15 protein-coding genes are annotated in these 15607 nt (G+C 68.7%); 11 read left to right on the top strand and 4 right to left on the bottom strand.

Annotated features, from left to right (window positions below):
- The first annotated feature begins 138 nt into the window (after nt 1-138).
- From QM624_RS14610 to QM624_RS14565, 10 genes are all read left to right on the top strand, one after another.
- On the top strand, nt 139-798 hold the full coding sequence (locus tag QM624_RS14610) for an SRPBCC family protein (protein WP_415093054.1): 660 nt from the start codon (nt 139-141) through the stop codon (nt 796-798).
- A gap of 86 nt (nt 799-884) precedes the next feature.
- Nucleotides 885-2861 carry an excinuclease ABC subunit UvrC gene (gene uvrC, locus QM624_RS14605; RefSeq protein ID WP_415093052.1) on the top strand — a complete coding sequence of 659 codons (1977 nt, stop codon included), beginning with the start codon at nt 885-887 and terminating at the stop codon, nt 2859-2861.
- 9 nt (nt 2862-2870) lie between these two features.
- Nucleotides 2871-3740 carry an RNase adapter RapZ gene (gene rapZ / locus QM624_RS14600; protein WP_415093050.1) on the top strand — a complete coding sequence of 290 codons (870 nt, stop codon included), beginning with the start codon at nt 2871-2873 and terminating at the stop codon, nt 3738-3740.
- Nucleotides 3737-4684: a gluconeogenesis factor YvcK family protein gene (locus tag QM624_RS14595; protein ID WP_415093048.1), complete on the top strand. Its 948-nt coding sequence runs from the start codon at nt 3737-3739 to the stop codon at nt 4682-4684. Before rapZ ends, QM624_RS14595 begins: the two co-directional genes overlap by 4 nt.
- Before the next feature lie 48 nt (nt 4685-4732).
- Nucleotides 4733-5719: a DNA-binding protein WhiA gene (whiA, locus tag QM624_RS14590; RefSeq protein ID WP_298131509.1), complete on the top strand. Its 987-nt coding sequence runs from the start codon at nt 4733-4735 to the stop codon at nt 5717-5719.
- A gap of 254 nt (nt 5720-5973) precedes the next feature.
- Complete coding sequence (gene gap / locus QM624_RS14585) at nt 5974-6978, top strand: type I glyceraldehyde-3-phosphate dehydrogenase (RefSeq protein ID WP_415093046.1); 1005 nt, start codon at nt 5974-5976, stop codon at nt 6976-6978.
- A gap of 42 nt (nt 6979-7020) precedes the next feature.
- Nucleotides 7021-8232 (top strand): phosphoglycerate kinase, encoded by a 1212-nt coding sequence (locus QM624_RS14580; protein ID WP_415093044.1) that lies wholly within the window; start codon nt 7021-7023, stop codon nt 8230-8232.
- 1 nt (nt 8233) lies between these two features.
- Nucleotides 8234-9016: a triose-phosphate isomerase gene (tpiA, locus tag QM624_RS14575; protein WP_415093042.1), complete on the top strand. Its 783-nt coding sequence runs from the start codon at nt 8234-8236 to the stop codon at nt 9014-9016.
- A 69-nt stretch (nt 9017-9085) separates the two neighbouring features.
- Nucleotides 9086-9349 carry a preprotein translocase subunit SecG gene (secG, locus tag QM624_RS14570; RefSeq protein WP_298131504.1) on the top strand — a complete coding sequence of 88 codons (264 nt, stop codon included), beginning with the start codon at nt 9086-9088 and terminating at the stop codon, nt 9347-9349.
- A 45-nt stretch (nt 9350-9394) separates the two neighbouring features.
- On the top strand, nt 9395-9751 hold the full coding sequence (locus tag QM624_RS14565; RefSeq protein ID WP_298131501.1) for an RNA polymerase-binding protein RbpA: 357 nt from the start codon (nt 9395-9397) through the stop codon (nt 9749-9751).
- A gap of 252 nt (nt 9752-10003) precedes the next feature.
- Here the strand turns inward: QM624_RS14565 and pgl are convergent, their stop codons facing one another.
- From pgl to tal, 4 genes are all read right to left on the bottom strand, one after another.
- On the bottom strand, nt 10004-10738 hold the full coding sequence (gene pgl / locus QM624_RS14560) for a 6-phosphogluconolactonase (RefSeq protein WP_415093039.1): 735 nt from the start codon (nt 10736-10738) through the stop codon (nt 10004-10006).
- On the bottom strand, nt 10735-11667 hold the full coding sequence (locus tag QM624_RS14555; protein ID WP_415093037.1) for a glucose-6-phosphate dehydrogenase assembly protein OpcA: 933 nt from the start codon (nt 11665-11667) through the stop codon (nt 10735-10737). Before QM624_RS14555 ends, pgl begins: the two co-directional genes overlap by 4 nt.
- Nucleotides 11668-11675: 8 nt before the next feature.
- Nucleotides 11676-13154 carry a glucose-6-phosphate dehydrogenase gene (gene zwf, locus QM624_RS14550; RefSeq protein ID WP_415093058.1) on the bottom strand — a complete coding sequence of 493 codons (1479 nt, stop codon included), beginning with the start codon at nt 13152-13154 and terminating at the stop codon, nt 11676-11678.
- An 82-nt stretch (nt 13155-13236) separates the two neighbouring features.
- A complete protein-coding gene (gene tal, locus QM624_RS14545) occupies nt 13237-14325 on the bottom strand; it encodes a transaldolase (RefSeq protein ID WP_415093035.1) in 1089 nt (362 codons plus the stop codon).
- A 135-nt stretch (nt 14326-14460) separates the two neighbouring features.
- Here tal and QM624_RS14540 point away from each other — a divergent pair, with 135 nt between their 5' ends.
- Entirely contained in the window at nt 14461-15375 is a 915-nt protein-coding gene (locus tag QM624_RS14540; RefSeq protein ID WP_415093033.1) for a heme o synthase, read from the top strand.
- The last annotated feature ends 232 nt before the right edge of the window (nt 15376-15607 follow it).

Genomic DNA, 15607 nt, shown 5'->3' with positions numbered 1-15607 from the left:
GCTGGCCGCACTCGGCACCGAACTCGCTCGCGGGCGTCGGGAACGCCGGCTTGCCGCCGAACATGACGGCTCGCTGCCCGACGACACCGCGACGGGCGAGTCCGCTGTCCCCGACAACACGATCAACAAGGAGCACTGATGGATATCGACAGCCAGGTTGCCGGCGTGGAGCGCGCGGTGAGCAGCACCGAACAGGACGGCATCGCGGTCCGCGTCCAGAGCCTCGCGCAGCGCTACCCCTCGCCACTCGACGACGTCTGGGACGCCGTCACGTCCGCCGACCGGATCGGGCGCTGGTTCCTGCCGGTGGAGGGTGACCTTGCCCTGGGCGGGCGGTATCAACTGCAGGGCAACGCCGGCGGCACCGTGCTGGAATGCGAGCCGCCCGGCACCGAACGCGCCCACTTCCGGGTCACCTGGGAGTTCGGCGGCGGGGTCAGCTGGCTGACCGTCCGGCTGCACGCCGAGGACGCGGACTCGACCCGGCTGGAGCTCGAGCATGTTGCGCCCGCCGACTCAGTACCCGAGGAACTTTGGAACCGGTTCGGCCCGGGCGCCACCGGTCTCGGCTGGGACGGCGCGTTGCTCGGCCTCAGCCTGCACTTGACCGCGCCCGAGCAGCGTCCCGAGGACCCGATGGCGTGGCAGCTCGGGCCGGAGGGGAAGCGGTTCAACCGGCTCGCGGCCGACCGCTGGGCACTCGCCCACGCCGCCGACGGCGCCGATCCCGAGGTCGCCCGGGCCGCCGCGGACGCCGTCTATGCGGTTTATGTCGGTGAGGCTCCCTTCGAGATGTGAGCGACGCCCGCGCCGTCCGGACCCGGACGGCGCGGGCGGATGATCGGCGGCGATTCTTGTCGGTGGCGCGACCTATGCTGGCCGCCATGGCTGATCCGGAGTCCTACCGCCCGGCGACCGGCACCATTCCCACCCAGCCGGGCGTCTATCGGTTCAGCGACGCCGCGGGCCGGGTGATCTACGTCGGCAAGGCGGTCAACCTGCGGCAGCGGCTGACCTCCTACTTCGCCGATCCTGCGTTGCTGCATTTCCGCACCCGCACCATGGTGCGCACCGCGGCCAAGGTGGAGTGGACGGTGGTGCGCAACGAACTCGAGGCGTTGCAGCTGGAGTACACCTGGATCAAGCAGCACGACCCGCGGTTCAACGTGAAGTACCGCGACGACAAGTCCTATCCGTGGATGGCGGTGACCTGGTCGGAGGAGTTCCCGCGGGTGTTCGTGGGCCGCGGCAAGAAGCGCAAGGGCACCCGCTATTTCGGCCCCTACGCGCACGCCTGGGCGATCCGCGAAACGCTCGACCCGCTGCTGCGGGCGTTCCCGATGCGGTCCTGCACCAACGGCGTCTTCCGGTCGGCGGCGGCGTCCGGACGGCCCTGTCTGCTCGGCTACATCGGCAAATGCGCCGCACCGTGTGTCGGCCGGATCGGTCCGGACGAGCACCGCGCGCTCGCCCAGGACGTCTGCGATTTCCTCGCCGGCCGCACCAACGTGTTGCTGAAGCGGCTGGAGCGGCAGATGCAGGAGGCGTCCGACAACCTCGAGTTCGAGAAGGCGGCGGTGCTGCGCGACCAGCTGCATGCGTTGCGCCAGGCCACCGACTCGAACGCGATCGTGCTCGGCGACGGCACCGACGCCGATGTGATCGCGCTCGCCGAGGACCCGCTCGAGGTCGCGGTGCAGATCTTCCACGTCCGCGACGGACGGGTCCGCGGCCAGCGCGCCTGGGTGGCCGACCGCACCGACGACACCGAGACCCCCGGGCTGATCGAAACCTTCCTGCTGCAGCTGTACTCCGACGTCGACGGCACCGAGGTGCCGCCGGAGATCCTGGTCCCCGAGGTGCCGTCCACCGCAGGCCTGATCGCCGAGCTGCTGACCGAGTCGCGGGGCTCGCGGGTGATCATCCGCACCCCGCGGCGCGGCGACAAGAAGACCCTGATGGAGACGGTGGCCCGCAATGCGGCCGAGGCGTTGGCGCTGCACAAGACGCGGCGGGCCAGCGACCTGTCCACCCGCAACCAGGCCCTGGAAGAGATCCAGCAGGCACTCGCACTGCCCACCGTGCCGTTGCGGATCGAGTGCTACGACGTGTCGCACCTGCAGGGCACCGAGATCGTGGCGTCCATGGTGGTCTTCGAGGACGGACTGGCCCGCAAGAGCGACTACCGGCGGTTCGTGATCCGCGGCATCGACGGCTCCAACGACGTGGCGGCGATCCACGAAGTGATCACCCGGCGGTTCCGTCGCTACCTCGACGAGCAGACCCCGCCGTCCGAGGAGGGCCCGCTGCTGGTCGACCCGACCACGGGGGCGGCCCGCAAATTCGCCTACGCGCCGGGCCTGGTGGTGGTCGACGGCGGCGCCCCGCAGGTCGCCGCCGCCGTCCGGGCGCTGAATGAACTCGGCATCGACGACGTGGCGGTGATCGGGCTGGCGAAGCGGCTCGAAGAGGTGTGGGTGCCCGACGACGAGTTCCCGCTCATCCTGCCGCGGACCAGCGAGGGCCTCTACCTGCTGCAGCGGGTCCGGGACGAGGCGCACCGGTTCGCCATCACCCACCATCGCGGACGCCGCAGCGCCTCGATGGTCGAGTCGGTGCTGGACGCCGTCCCGGGCCTGGGGGAGGTGCGGCGCAAGACGCTGCTGAAGCACTTCGGTTCGCTGCGGAAGCTGCGTGCGGCGACACCCGAGGAACTGGCGGTGGTTCCGGGCATCGGGCCCCGCCTCGCCGCCGCGATCTTCGAGGCGCTCGCCGGCCCGGTTCCCGAGGCGGTGAACCTCACCACGGGCGAGGTGCTGGACTCAGAACCCGCTGCGGCGCCGTCCGCGGATCGGGGATAATCTCCCACCATGAGCACACCCGCCTCCGCGCTCCGCTTCGTGATCGTCACCGGCATGTCCGGCGCCGGTCGCCGCACGGCGTGCCACACCCTGGAGGATCTGGGCTGGTACGTGGTCGACAACCTGCCGCCCCAGCTGCTGCCCGGCATGGTGCAGATCGCCAAGGAACGCGACTTCACCAAGGTGGCGGTCGGCCTCGACGTGCGCACCAGGTCGGCCTTCCAGCAGATCCCGTCCGTCTTCGACGCCCTGGGTCAGGCGGGTGTGGTGCCTCAGATCCTGTTCCTGGACGCCGACGACGCGGCCATCGTCCGGCGCCAGGAGTCGGTGCGCCGGCCGTTGCCGCTGCAGGGCGAGGGCGGGCTGCTCGACGGTGCCCACAAGGAGCGGCAGCTACTGGCCAGCCTGCGGGCCTCGGCCGACATGGTGATCGACACCTCGAACCTGAACGTGCACCAGCTGTCCGACCGGGTGGCGCACGCGTTCGGTTCCGACGAGAACGCCGACCTGCTGGTCACCGTCATGTCGTTCGGCTTCAAGAACGGCATCCCGATCGACGCCGACATGGTGTTCGACGTGCGCTTCCTACCGAACCCGCATTGGGTGCCCGACCTGCGGCCGCAGACCGGCCTGTCGCAGGCGGTCTCGAGCTACGTGCTCGGCCAGGACGGCGCCGACGACTTCCTCGGCCACGTCACCGACCTGTTGGCCCTGGTGAAGCCCGGTTATCTGCGCGAGGGTAAGCGGCTCGCCACGGTCGGCGTGGGCTGCACCGGCGGCAAGCACCGCAGCACCGCGATGGCCGTGGAACTGTCCCAGCGGCTGCAGCAGCGCGGTGTGGCGAGCCAGGTCATCCACCGAGATCTGGGCAAGGAATGAGCGGCCTGAGGCGGGCGCCGTCCGTGGTCGCCTTCGGCGGCGGGCACGGACTGTACGGCGCACTGAGCGCATTGCGGTACGTGACGCCGCACCTGACCGCGGTGGTCACCGTCGCCGACGACGGCGGCTCGTCCGGACGGCTGCGCGCCGAGTTCGACATCCTGCCGCCGGGCGACCTGCGGATGGCGCTGGCCGCGCTGTGCGCCGACGACGACCTGGGCCGCACTTGGGCCGACGTGCTGCAGTCCCGGTTCAGCGGGGAGGGGCCGCTGGCCGGGCACGCCATCGGCAACCTGCTGATCGCCGGGCTCTGGCAGCGGCTGGAAGACCCGGTCGCCGGCCTCGACATGGTGGGCGCACTGCTGCGGATCCAGGGCCGGGTGCTGCCGATGGCCGCGGTTCCGCTGATGATCGAGGCCGACGTGGTGGGCTCCGACCCCGAGCGTCCGGACGACCTCGCCGTGCTCCGCGGGCAGGCGACGGTGGCCAAGACCCGCGGCGACGTCCGTGCCGTGCGGCTGGTGCCGTCCGATCCGCCGGCCCGGCGGGAATCGGTGCAGAGCGTGCTGGAGGCCGACCACATCGTGCTCGGCCCAGGCTCCTGGTTCACCTCGGTGATTCCGCACCTGCTGGTGCCCGAGCTGGCCGACGCCATCACCTCCACCAGGGCGCAGCGCATCCTGACCATGAATCTGGTGCCCGCCGACGAAACCGACGGCTTCCCCGCGTCCCGGCACCTGGAGGTGCTCGCCGACCACTGCCCGGCGCTGCGGCTCGACGCGGTGATCGTCGACCCGACCTTCGCCGCCGACGATCCGCCGCTGGAACGCTTCGCCCGGTCCCTCGGTGCCCGTCTCGTGGTGGAGAATGTACGGATGCGCGACGGCTCCCCGAGGCACGATCACCATCGGCTGGCCGCCGTCTACGCCGAACTCATGCAGTAGCGACCGACCCGGTCGCACCACCACCCCCGAACCTCAAAGGACGAATCCATGGCAATGACGCAGCAGGTCAAGGCGGAGCTGGCCACGGTGCCGGTGACCAAGCCGGCCTGCCGCCGCGCCGAGGTGGCGGCCATCCTGCGTTTCGCCGGCGGTCTGCACCTGGCCGGCGGCCGGATCGTGGTCGAGGCGGAACTCGACACCGGTGGTGCCGCGCGCCGGCTGCGGACGGCGATCGCCGAGCTGTTCGGTTTCAACTCCGAGTTCGTGGTGGTCACCTCGTCGGGGCTGCGGCGCGGCACCCGCTACATCGTCCGGCTGATCCGTGACGGCGAATCGCTGGCCCGGCAGACCGGCCTGATCGACAATCGCGGACGCCCGGTGCGCGGCCTGCCCGCGGCCATCGTCAGCGGCGGCCTGGACGTCTCGGTGGCCGGCTGGCGCGGCGCCTTCCTGGCCCACGGCTCGCTGACCGAGCCCGGCCGTTCGATGGCGATGGAGATCACCTGCCCCGGCTCGGAGGCGGCGCTGGCACTGGTCGGTGCCGCGCGCAGGCTCGGCATCTCGGCCAAGGCCCGGGAAGTGCGCGGGGTCGACCGGGTGGTGATCCGCGACGGCGACGCGATCGCGGCCATGCTGACCCGGCTGGGTGCCCACCAGTCACTGCTGGCCTGGGAAGAGCGTCGGATCCGGCGCGAGGTGCGGGCCTCTGCCAACCGGCTGGCCAACTTCGACGATGCCAATCTGCGCCGTTCCGCGCGCGCCGCGGTGGCCGCCGGCGCCCGGGTGGAGCGTGCCCTGGAGATTCTCGGCGACGACATTCCGGAGCACCTGAAGGTGGCCGGCCTGCTGCGCCTGGAGAACAAGCAGGCGTCGCTGGAGGAGCTCGGCCAGCTGCATCAGCCACCGCTCACCAAGGACGCGGTCGCCGGCCGCATCCGGCGGCTGCTGGCGACCGCCGACAAGCGCGCCGCTGAACTGGGGATCCCCGGCACCGAGGCCAATCTGTCCCGGGAGATGCTCGAGGACAACGACTGAGTCCACCTCCGGCGCGGCGCGGTCCTGCGTTGAGCGCGACCGGCGTCGGAGATGCGCCCCCATGGGTCCGCGCGCTGGGTGCGGATCGCTGGGGCACACCCTGCGTTCATCCTCCGTTCATATGCTTTGTTCAGCCTCCGATACCCGGTTTCCGGAACTCCTTCCCACGGAGGCCTTTTTCTATAGAGTGGGCCCCGTCCACCCTTGCCTGTGCCTGAGAAGCGGGCAAAAACTCAACGAAGGGGAACCATCACATGACGGTGAAGGTTGGTATCAACGGTTTCGGTCGCATCGGCCGGAACTTCTTCCGTGCGCTGACGGCGTCCGGAGCCGACATCGAGGTCGTCGGCGTCAACGACCTGACCGACAACAAGACGCTGGCCCACCTGCTGAAGTACGACTCGATCCTGGGCCGCTTCCCCGGCGAGATCAGCTACGACGACGAGTCGATCACGGTCGACGGCCACAAGATCATGGCCTACGCCGAGCGTGACCCGAAGAACCTGCCCTGGGGCGCGATCGGCGCCGACGTGGTGATCGAGTCCACCGGCTTCTTCACCGACGCGACCAAGGCGAAGGCGCACATCGAGGCGGGTGCCAAGAAGGTCATCATCTCCGCTCCGGCGAAGAACGAGGACATCACGGTGGTCGTCGGTGTCAACGAGGGTGACTACAACCCCGAGACCGACAACGTCATCTCCAACGCGTCCTGCACCACCAACTGCCTGGCCCCGATGGCCAAGGTGCTGAACGACACCGTCGGCATCGTCCGTGGCCTGATGACCACGGTGCACGCCTACACCGCCGATCAGAACCTGCAGGACGGCCCGCACAGCGACCTGCGTCGCTCGCGCAACGCCGCCCTGAACATCGTGCCGACCAAGACCGGTGCCGCTGCCGCCGTTGCGCTGGTGCTGCCCGAGCTCAAGGGCAAGTTCGACGGCTACGCGCTGCGCGTTCCGACCCCCACCGGCTCGGCCACCGACCTGACCTTCCAGGCCGGCAAGGAGACCTCCGTCGAGGAGATCAACGCCGCCATCAAGGCCGCCGCCGAGGGCCCGCTGAAGGGCATCCTGGCCTACACCGAGGATCCGATCGTGTCCAAGGACATCGAGACCGATCCGCACTCCTGCATCTTCGATGCCGGTCTGACCAAGGTGATCGGCGACCAGGTCAAGGTCGTCGGCTGGTACGACAACGAGTGGGGCTACTCCAACCGCCTCGTCGACCTGACCGTCCTGGTCGGCTCGAAGCTCTGAGTCCGGTAATCACCCGATAGATAGTCACAGGAGAGGCCGAAGGTGAAGTCAGTACAGGATCTTGGTGATCTGAAGGGCAAGCGGGTACTCATCCGCTGCGACTTCAACGTCCCGCTCGACGGCGACACGATCACCGACGACGGTCGGATCCGGGCGGCGCTGCCGACCCTGACCCAACTGAAGGACGCCGGCGCGAAGGTCATCGTGCTGGCTCACCTCGGCCGACCCAAGGGTGCCCCCGAGCCGAAGTACTCGGTGGCCCCCGCGGCGAAGCGGCTCGGCGAGCTGATCGGAGCCGAGGTCAAACTCGCCTCCGACACCGCCGGGCCGGGCGCCGAAGCAACCGTCGCCGGCCTGGCCGACGGCGAGATCGCACTGCTCGAGAACGTCCGCTTCGAGCCGGGGGAGACCTCCAAGGTCGACGCCGAGCGGGAGGCGCTGGCGCAGAAGTGGGCCGCGCTGGCCGACGTCTTCGTCTCCGACGGCTTCGGCGTGGTGCATCGCAAGCAGGCCAGCGTCTACGACGTGGCCAAGCTGCTGCCGCACGCCGCCGGCACCCTGGTGAAGAAGGAGGTCGACGTCTTCTCCAAGGTGCTCTCCGACCCCGACCGGCCGTTCGTGGTCGTGCTGGGCGGCGCGAAGGTGGCCGACAAGCTGGCGGTCATCGAGAACTTGCTGAAGCTGGCCGACACCCTGGTGATCGGCGGCGGCATGGCCTACACGTTCCTGGCGGCCAAGGGCTACCAGATCGGTAAGTCGTTGCTCGACGAGGCCAGCATCGAGACCTGCAAGGGCTACCTGGCCACCGCTGAGGCCGAGGGCAAGCAGATCCTGCTGCCGGTCGACGTCCGGGTGGCCTCCGGCATGGACTTCGCGGCCCGCACCGTCGACGGTGCGGTCGAGGTGGTCGCCGCCGACGCGATCCCCGCAGACAAGATGGGCCTGGACATCGGCCACGAATCCGAGAAGCTGTTCGCCGACGCGATCAAGGCGGCGAAGACGGTGGTCTGGAACGGCCCGATGGGCGTGTTCGAGATCGCCGAACTGGCCGGCGGCACCGCAGCCGTGGCGCAGGCGCTCACCGAGGTCGACGGCCTGAGCGTCGTCGGCGGTGGCGATTCCGCCGCCGCGGTGCGTGAACTCGGTCACGACGACAGTGCCTTCGGGCACATCTCCACGGGCGGTGGCGCTTCGCTGGAGTACCTGGAAGGCAAAGAACTGCCGGGCATCGCGGTGCTCGAGGAAGGCAACTGACATGGCGCGCACGCCCATCATGGCCGGCAACTGGAAGATGAACCTCGACCACGTCGAGGCCACCGGCCTGGTCCAGAAACTCGCTTGGACGCTGGATGACCTGAAGTACGACGCGAGCAAGTCGGAGGCGGCCGTGATCGTGCCGTTCACCGATCTGCGCACCGTGCAGACGCTGATCGAGGGCGACAAGCTGCCGCTGAAGTTCGGCGCCCAGGACGTCTCGGTGCACGCCTCCGGCGCCTACACCGGTGAGATCTCGGCGGCCATGCTGGCCAAGCTGAACTGTGGCTACGTCGTGATCGGGCATTCCGAGCGTCGCGACTACCACGGCGAGACCGACGAGTTGATCAACGAGAAGACCAAGGTCGTGCAGGCCGCCGGGATGACCCCGATCGTCTGCGTCGGCGAGAAGCTCGACGTTCGCAAAGAGGGCAACCAGGTTCCGTTCGTGCTGGCCCAGGTCGACAAGTGCCTGGCCGGGCTGTCCGGCGACGAGGTCGGCGCCCTGGTGATCGCCTACGAGCCGGTCTGGGCGATCGGCACCGGCGAGGTGGCCACCCCTGAGGACGCCCAGGAGGTCTGTGGCGCGATCCGCGTCCGGGTGGCCGAACTGGTCGGCCAGGCCGCAGCGGACGCCGTCCGGATCCAGTACGGCGGCTCGGTCAAGTCGGGCAACACCGTCGACATCATGGCCCAGCCCGATGTGGACGGCGCCCTGGTCGGTGGCGCCAGCCTGGACGCCGCCGAGTTCGCGAAGATCATCACCTTCTACCAGCGGGCCTGATCGCCGATTCGGCGGTGGCCGAGGCGCTCGCGTGGTTAGGTTAGGATTCACCCTGTGATTGTTGTGCCCATGTTGACGTGGCCGATTCTGACCCTGTCGATCGTGCTGATCCTCACCAGCGTCGTGTTGGCCCTGTTCGTGCTGCTGCACAAGGGCCGCGGCGGTGGCATGTCGGATCTGTTCGGCGGTGGCATGTCCACGTCGATGGGTGGCGCGTCGGCCGCCGAGCGCACGCTCGACCGGCTGACGGTGATCATCGGTCTGGTCTGGCTGGCCACGATCTTCGGACTGCTGGTGCTGTACCGGTTCTTCCCGGATTACGGCACGCTCTGATCTTCCCCTGCCCTCGACGTAGGGCTATTCGACAAGGAGAAACACGTGGTTGGTGGTAGCGCGATCCGGGGCAGCCGGGTTGGTGCGGGGCCGATGGGCGAGGCCGAGCGGGGCGATTCCGCGCCGCGGTTGTACGTCTCGTACTTCTGCTCGAACCAGCATGAGACCCGCCCCGCCTTCGCCGCCGATGCGGTCGTCCCCGAGACCTGGGACTGCCCGCGCTGCGGACTCCCGGCGAACCTGGATTCCGAGAACCCGCCGCCTCCGCCGAAGATCCAGCCGTACAAGACGCACCTCGCCTACGTGAAGGAGCGTCGCAGCGACGCCGAGGCGGCAGCGATCCTCACCGAGGCGCTCGAGGGCCTGCGGGCCCGCCGGGCCGCCGGCGAGGTCATCTACTGACCGAACGCTGAACCGAAAAGGAACCGTCCCCGAACTTTCGGGGACGGTTCTTTCGCGTGTGATTTTCGCACGTTGGGGGACGGTTCTTCCAGGTGCGATTTTCGACGATCTGGGGACGGTTCTTCGGAGTGCGAGTTTCGAATGCCGAAGAACCGTCCCCGGAGGTGCGAATTTCGAACGTCGGAGAACCGTCCCCGGAGGTGCGACGACGGCTGGTGGTCGGGCTTGGTGAGAACTGTGCCGGCCGCGTGCCTACAGGGCGCAGCGGAACCAGGGGAGTCCGGCGGCGGCATCGCGGTCGATGAACCACAGGGTGTCGTCGGTGCCCCGGACGACGCCCGCGGGGATCTCCGTGGAGCCGGCGATGGCGCTGGCGGCGACGTCGGCCTTGTCCAGGCCGCTGAGCAGGAACCAGACCTCGTGCGACCGGTTGAGCGCCGGCACGGTCAGCGAGATCCGGTCGTCCTCGCCCTTGGGAGAGTTGGTCAGCCCGATCACGGTTTGGCTGCTCTGCGTGTCGAAGGACGGATGGTCGGGGAAGATGCTGGCCACATGGCCCTCGGGGCCGATACTCAGCAGGCAGATGTCGAAGACGACGTCGCCCAGCTCCTTGGTGTAGGTGGCGGCCGCGGCGTCGGCGTCCGCCACCCCGTCGGCGGCCGGCATCGGGTGCGTCCGGGCCGGGTCGAGGGCGAACTGACCGGCCATCATGGCCAGCGCCACACCGGCATGGCGCGCCGGGTCGTCGGTCGAGGTGAACCGCTCATCGGTCCACCACAGCTCCAGCCGTCCCGGATCGACCCCGGAGCCGTCGACGCGGCGTCCGAAGCCCTCATAGATGCGCTGCGCGATCCGGCCGCCGGTGAGGCACAGCTGGACGACCCGTTCGGGATCGGCCTGGATCGTGACGATCCGCGCGACCAGGAGGGCCGCCGCCTGTTCGGCGAGGTCCTCGGCTCCGGAGAACCGCAGAACCTGATCGTTCACGCGCTCGTCGCCTTCTCCGCATCGCGTCGTTCGCAGCGCTCGACCAGCACCCGCATCGCGGAGGCGAAGATGTCGTCGACATCGAGTCGCCGCAGTTCCTCGGTGATCAATGCGTCGATGTCGCGGCGCCGCAGCGCCACCTGCCGGCGGGGCAGGCCGGGTGCCGAGAAGGTGGCCATCCGGCCGTCCTCGCGGGCGATCACGATGTCGCCCTTGCTGGTGTGCAGGGTGACATTGGTGATGCCGACGCCCTTGCCGCCCTCGCTGCTCTCGACCTTCACCTTCAGCCGATCCTCCAGCCATGCCGCCAGCAGCATGCTGGCCGCATTGTTGGGGCCGGCCTCCACCGACACCGCGGTGATCTTCGCCGGGTAGGAGTCCAGTGCGGACGCCAGCAGCGCCCGCCAGGGGGTCAGCCGGGTCCAGGTCAGGTCGGTGTCGCCGGGGGAGTAGTTGCGGGCCCGCCGCTCGATGGCTGCCAACGGACGGGAGGATCCCATCGCGTCGGTGATCCGGCGGGCGGCCAGCTTGCCCAGCGGGTCCTGTCCGGGCTTGGCCGGGGCACTACCGGGCCACCACGCCACCACCGGCGAGTCGGGCAGCAGCAGCGCCAGCACCACCGACGCGCGATGCTCGGTCAGCTGGCCGTGGAAGCGCAGCGAGATGATCTCGCCCGGCACCTCCTCGCCGAGCCGGATCTCGGCGTCCACATGGTCGCCGTCGGCGTCGCCGTTGGTGACCAGGATGATCCGGGACGGGTGCTCGCGGCCGGCGTCCTCGCACGCCTTCAGGGCGCGGTCGTAGTGGCGTCCGTCGGCGATCACGATCATGGTGAAGACCATGGACGAGGCGACGCCGATGTTGTGCCTGGCCTCGACCAGCGCCATGTGGATGCCGGTGGCGGTGGTGTCGGGAACGTTGATGATCATCGGTCCTCCTAGGGCCGGCGCCAGACGAAGCCGTCGCGGGCGAGCATGGCCTTGCCGCAGGGCGGACCCCACGAGCCGGACTGGTAGCCCTCCGGCTGGGTGTCCTGCTCGGCCCAGAAATCCAGGATCGGATCGAGGATCTTCCACGCCAGTTCGACCTCCTCGTGCTGCGGGAACAGCGGTGGATCGCCCAGCAGGACGTCCAGGATCAGCCGCTCATAGGCTTCCGGGCTGGACTCGGCGAACGAGGTGCCGTAGGCGAAGTCCATGGTGACGTCGCGGATCTCCATCAGCGTGGCCGGCACCTTGGCGCCGAACCGCAGCGTGATGCCCTCGTCGGGCTGGATCCGCATCACCAGGGCGTTGCTGCCGAGCGCCTCGGTGTCGGTGTGGCTGAACGGCAGGTGCGGCGCCGGACGCAGGTTCAACGCGATCTCGGTCACCCGCCGCGGCATCCGCTTGGCTGAGCGCAGATAGAACGGGACGCCGGCCCAGCGCCGGTTGTCGATGTCGACCCGGATCGCCGCATAGGTCTCGGTCTGCGATTTGGGGTCGATGCCGTCCTCTTCGAGGTAGCCCTTGACCAGCTGGCCGCCGGCCCAGCCGCCGAGGTACTGACCCCGGGCGGTGTGCGCGGCGATGTCCCTGGGCGGACGGGCCGCCGCCAACACCTTCTTCTTCTCGGCCCGCAGTTGCTCGGCGTCGAACGAGGTCGGCTCTTCCATCGCGGTCAGCGCCAACAGCTGCAGCAGATGGTTCTGGATCACGTCGCGGGCCGCGCCGACACCGTCGTAGTAGCCCGCCCGGCCGCCGATGCCGATGTCCTCGGCCATTGTGATCTGCACATGGTCGATGTAGTTGCGGTTCCAGATCGGCTCGAACAGCTGGTTGGCGAAACGCAACGCCAGCATGTTCTGCACGGTTTCCTTGCCCAGATAGTGGTCGATCCGGAACACCGACTGGGAGTGGAAGACCGATGAGACCCGCCGCTCCAGCTCGATCGCGCTGGCCAGGTCGTGGCCGAACGGCTTCTCGATCACCACCCGGCTCCAGGCGTCCTTGGTGTCGCGCTTGGCCAGCCCGTGCTTGGACAGCATCGAGACCACCTGGTCGAACGCCTTCGGCGGGATCGACAGGTAGAAGGCGTGGTTGCCGCCAGTGCCCTGGCTCTCGTCGAGCTCCTTCAGGGTCTCCTTCAGCAGCAGGAACGACTCGTCGCTGTCGAAGGTGCCCGAGACGAAGCGGATGCCCTCCAGGAGCTGCTTCCAGACCTCTTCGCGGAACGGCGTCCGGGCCCGCTCCTTGACGGAGTCGTGGACGATCTTGGCGAAGTCCTCGCCGTCCCAGTCACGACGGGCGAAGCCGATCAGGCCGAAGCCGGGCGGCAACAGGCCACGGTTGGCCAGATCATAGACCGCCGGCATCAGCTTCTTGCGAGCCAGGTCGCCGGTCACCCCGAACAGCACCAGGGCACAAGGCCCGGCGATGCGGGGCAACCGGCGATCCTGCGGATCGCGAAGGGGATTGGCGGACGTTGTCGGTTCGCTCACCGGCCCATCGTGGCGCGAATCACTTGACGGAGGCAATTGCCTTCTCGACCGATGCGACGAGTTCGTGCCAGGAAACGATGAACTTCTCCACGCCTTCGTCTTCCAACACCTGGTAGACGTCGTCGAGGTCGACACCGGCGGCGGTGACCTCGTCGAGGACGGCCTGGCCGGCGGCGGCCTGGCCGACGATCGAGGCGCCGAGCTCGCCGTGGTCGCCGAAGGCGTCCATGGTCTTCTCGGGCATGGTGTTGACCACGCCGTCGGCGATCAGGTTGGTGACGTAGAGGGTGTCGGGCAGGTTCGGGTCCTTGGTGCCGGTGGAGGCCCACAACGGCCGCTGCACATTGGCTCCCTTGGCCTGCAACGCCTTGAACCGGTCGGAGCCGAACACCTCTTCGAAGGCGCCGTAGGCGACCAGAGCGTTGGCGATCGCGGTCTTGGACTGCAGATCGGCACGGCCGGCGGCAGCCAGCCGCTTGTCGACCTCGGCGTCCACCCGGGACACGAAGAACGACGCCACCGAATGAATCTTGGACAGATCCTTGCCGGCCTCGGCGGCTTGCTCCAGGCCGGACAGGTAGGCGTCCATCACCTCGCGGTAGCGGGCCTCGGAGAAGATCAGCGTCACGTTGACCGAGATACCGGCCGCGATGGAGGCCTGGATCGCGGGCAGACCCGGCTTGGTGGCCGGAATCTTGATCAGCACGTTCTCCCGACCCACCAGGTCGTGCAACTCGGCAGCCTGGGCGATGGTGCCGTCGGTGTCGTTGGCCAACGTCGGCGCGACCTCGATCGAGACCCGGCCGTCGTAGCCGTTCGAAGCGGCGTACACGTCGGCGAACAGATCGCAGGCGTTACGCACATCGGTGGAACACAGCTGCTTGATCGCGGTGTCGGTGTCGACTTCACCCAGCGAGCGCAACTGCTCGGCGTAGTCGGCGCCGTTGGTCAAAGCGGCGGCAAAGATCGTCGGGTTGGTGGTCACGCCGGACACGGAATCATCGGCGATCTTCTGCGCCAGATTCCCGCTGGTCAGCCGTGCCCGCGAGAGGTCGTCGAGCCAGATGCTCACCCCCGCGTCCGCCAAAGCCTTCAGACGATCATTCATTGTCGATCAACTCCTGTTCGTAGGGTTGTCCCCGGATGCGGTGACGGTTCAGGGGCACTCTAGTCGTGGCCGTGTTCCTGCATGGCGGGGAAGGGCTAGACTGCTCGCGATCCGAGCGAGGAGGAGACGACGGGGATGCACTCATCGGCGCCGACGGTTACAGCCACGGCTTCGGGCTCCCTGCGGGCCTATGTCGCGCTCACCAAACCACGGATCATCGAGCTACTGCTGGTCACCACAGTACCCGCCATGTTCCTGGCCGCAGGCGGTGTGCCGGAATGGCAGAAGGTGGTCTGGACTCTGGTCGGCGGCACTTTGGCTGCCGGTTCCGCGAACGTCTTCAACTCGGTGCTGGACGCCGACATCGATTCGGAGATGCGGCGTACCCGGCGGCGTCCGATGGCGTTGCACAGCGTGCCCCCGGCGCGCGCCTACGTCTTCGGTGCGGTGCTGGGCGTGCTGGCCGCCGTGACGCTCGGGTTCGGAGCGAACTGGCTGTCGGCGTCCCTGGCCATGACGGCCAACGCCTACTACGTGTTCGTCTACACGATGGGCCTGAAGCGGCGCACCTCGCAGAACATCGTCTGGGGCGGGATCGCCGGCTGCTTCCCTCCGTTGATCGGCTGGACGGCGGTGACCGGCAGCATCGACTGGCCGCCGCTGGTGCTGTTCGCGATCGTTTTCTTCTGGACGCCGCCGCACACCTGGGCGCTCGCTTTCCGCTACCAGGAGGACTACCGGCAGGCGCATGTGCCGATGCTGCCGGTGGTGATGGCGCCGCCGGCAGTGGCCTGGCGCATCCTGGTCTACACGGTGATCACCGTGGCCGTCAGCCTGGTGCTCTGGCCCGTGGCGCACACCGGTTGGCTGTACCCGACGGTGGCGCTGATCGGCGGCGTGCTGATGATCATCGAGTCGATCCAGCTACTGCGCCGGGCGCGAGCCGGCATGACGGAGGCCGCGTTGAAGCCGATGCGGCTGTTCCACCTGTCGAACTCCTACCTGGCCATCGTCTTCCTGGCTGCCGCGGTCGATCCGCTGTTCTTCTAGGGGTTATACCCACCCACTCGACGTCACCGTCATCCCGGGCTTGGCCCCGGGACCTCTTCGGCGCGCTCGGTATCATCGTCATCCCGGGCTTGCCTCGGGATCTCCGCAGAGCGCACTCGGTCGGGACGGAGATCCCAGCGTTCGCCGGGATGACGAATTCGGCTCGCCGGAACCCCGGGTCATCCGGTCTCGACAAGCTCGACCAACGGTTCTCGGGTCTCGACCGAGGGGG

It is taken from the genome of Micropruina sp. (assembly GCF_047606365.1).
Classification (GTDB): Bacteria; Actinomycetota; Actinomycetes; order Propionibacteriales; family Propionibacteriaceae; genus Micropruina.
The sequence above is the reverse complement of the archived record's forward strand: the minus strand, read 5'-3'. Positions and strand labels throughout refer to the sequence as shown.

What these genes read in the sequence shown, in the direction of transcription:
- QM624_RS14610 (WP_415093054.1), top strand. Translation starts at nt 139, where the DNA reads ATGGATATCGACAGCCAGGTTGCCGGCGTGGAGCGCGCGGTGAGCAGC.
- uvrC (WP_415093052.1), top strand. Translation starts at nt 885, where the DNA reads ATGGCTGATCCGGAGTCCTACCGCCCGGCGACCGGCACCATTCCCACC.
- rapZ (WP_415093050.1), top strand. Translation starts at nt 2,871, where the DNA reads ATGAGCACACCCGCCTCCGCGCTCCGCTTCGTGATCGTCACCGGCATG.
- QM624_RS14595 (WP_415093048.1), top strand. Translation starts at nt 3,737, where the DNA reads ATGAGCGGCCTGAGGCGGGCGCCGTCCGTGGTCGCCTTCGGCGGCGGG.
- whiA (WP_298131509.1), top strand. Translation starts at nt 4,733, where the DNA reads ATGGCAATGACGCAGCAGGTCAAGGCGGAGCTGGCCACGGTGCCGGTG.
- gap (WP_415093046.1), top strand. Translation starts at nt 5,974, where the DNA reads ATGACGGTGAAGGTTGGTATCAACGGTTTCGGTCGCATCGGCCGGAAC.
- tpiA (WP_415093042.1), top strand. Translation starts at nt 8,234, where the DNA reads ATGGCGCGCACGCCCATCATGGCCGGCAACTGGAAGATGAACCTCGAC.
- secG (WP_298131504.1), top strand. Translation starts at nt 9,086, where the DNA reads ATGTTGACGTGGCCGATTCTGACCCTGTCGATCGTGCTGATCCTCACC.
- QM624_RS14555 (WP_415093037.1), bottom strand. Translation starts at nt 11,667, where the DNA reads ATGATCATCAACGTTCCCGACACCACCGCCACCGGCATCCACATGGCG.
- tal (WP_415093035.1), bottom strand. Translation starts at nt 14,325, where the DNA reads ATGAATGATCGTCTGAAGGCTTTGGCGGACGCGGGGGTGAGCATCTGG.
- QM624_RS14540 (WP_415093033.1), top strand. Translation starts at nt 14,461, where the DNA reads ATGCACTCATCGGCGCCGACGGTTACAGCCACGGCTTCGGGCTCCCTG.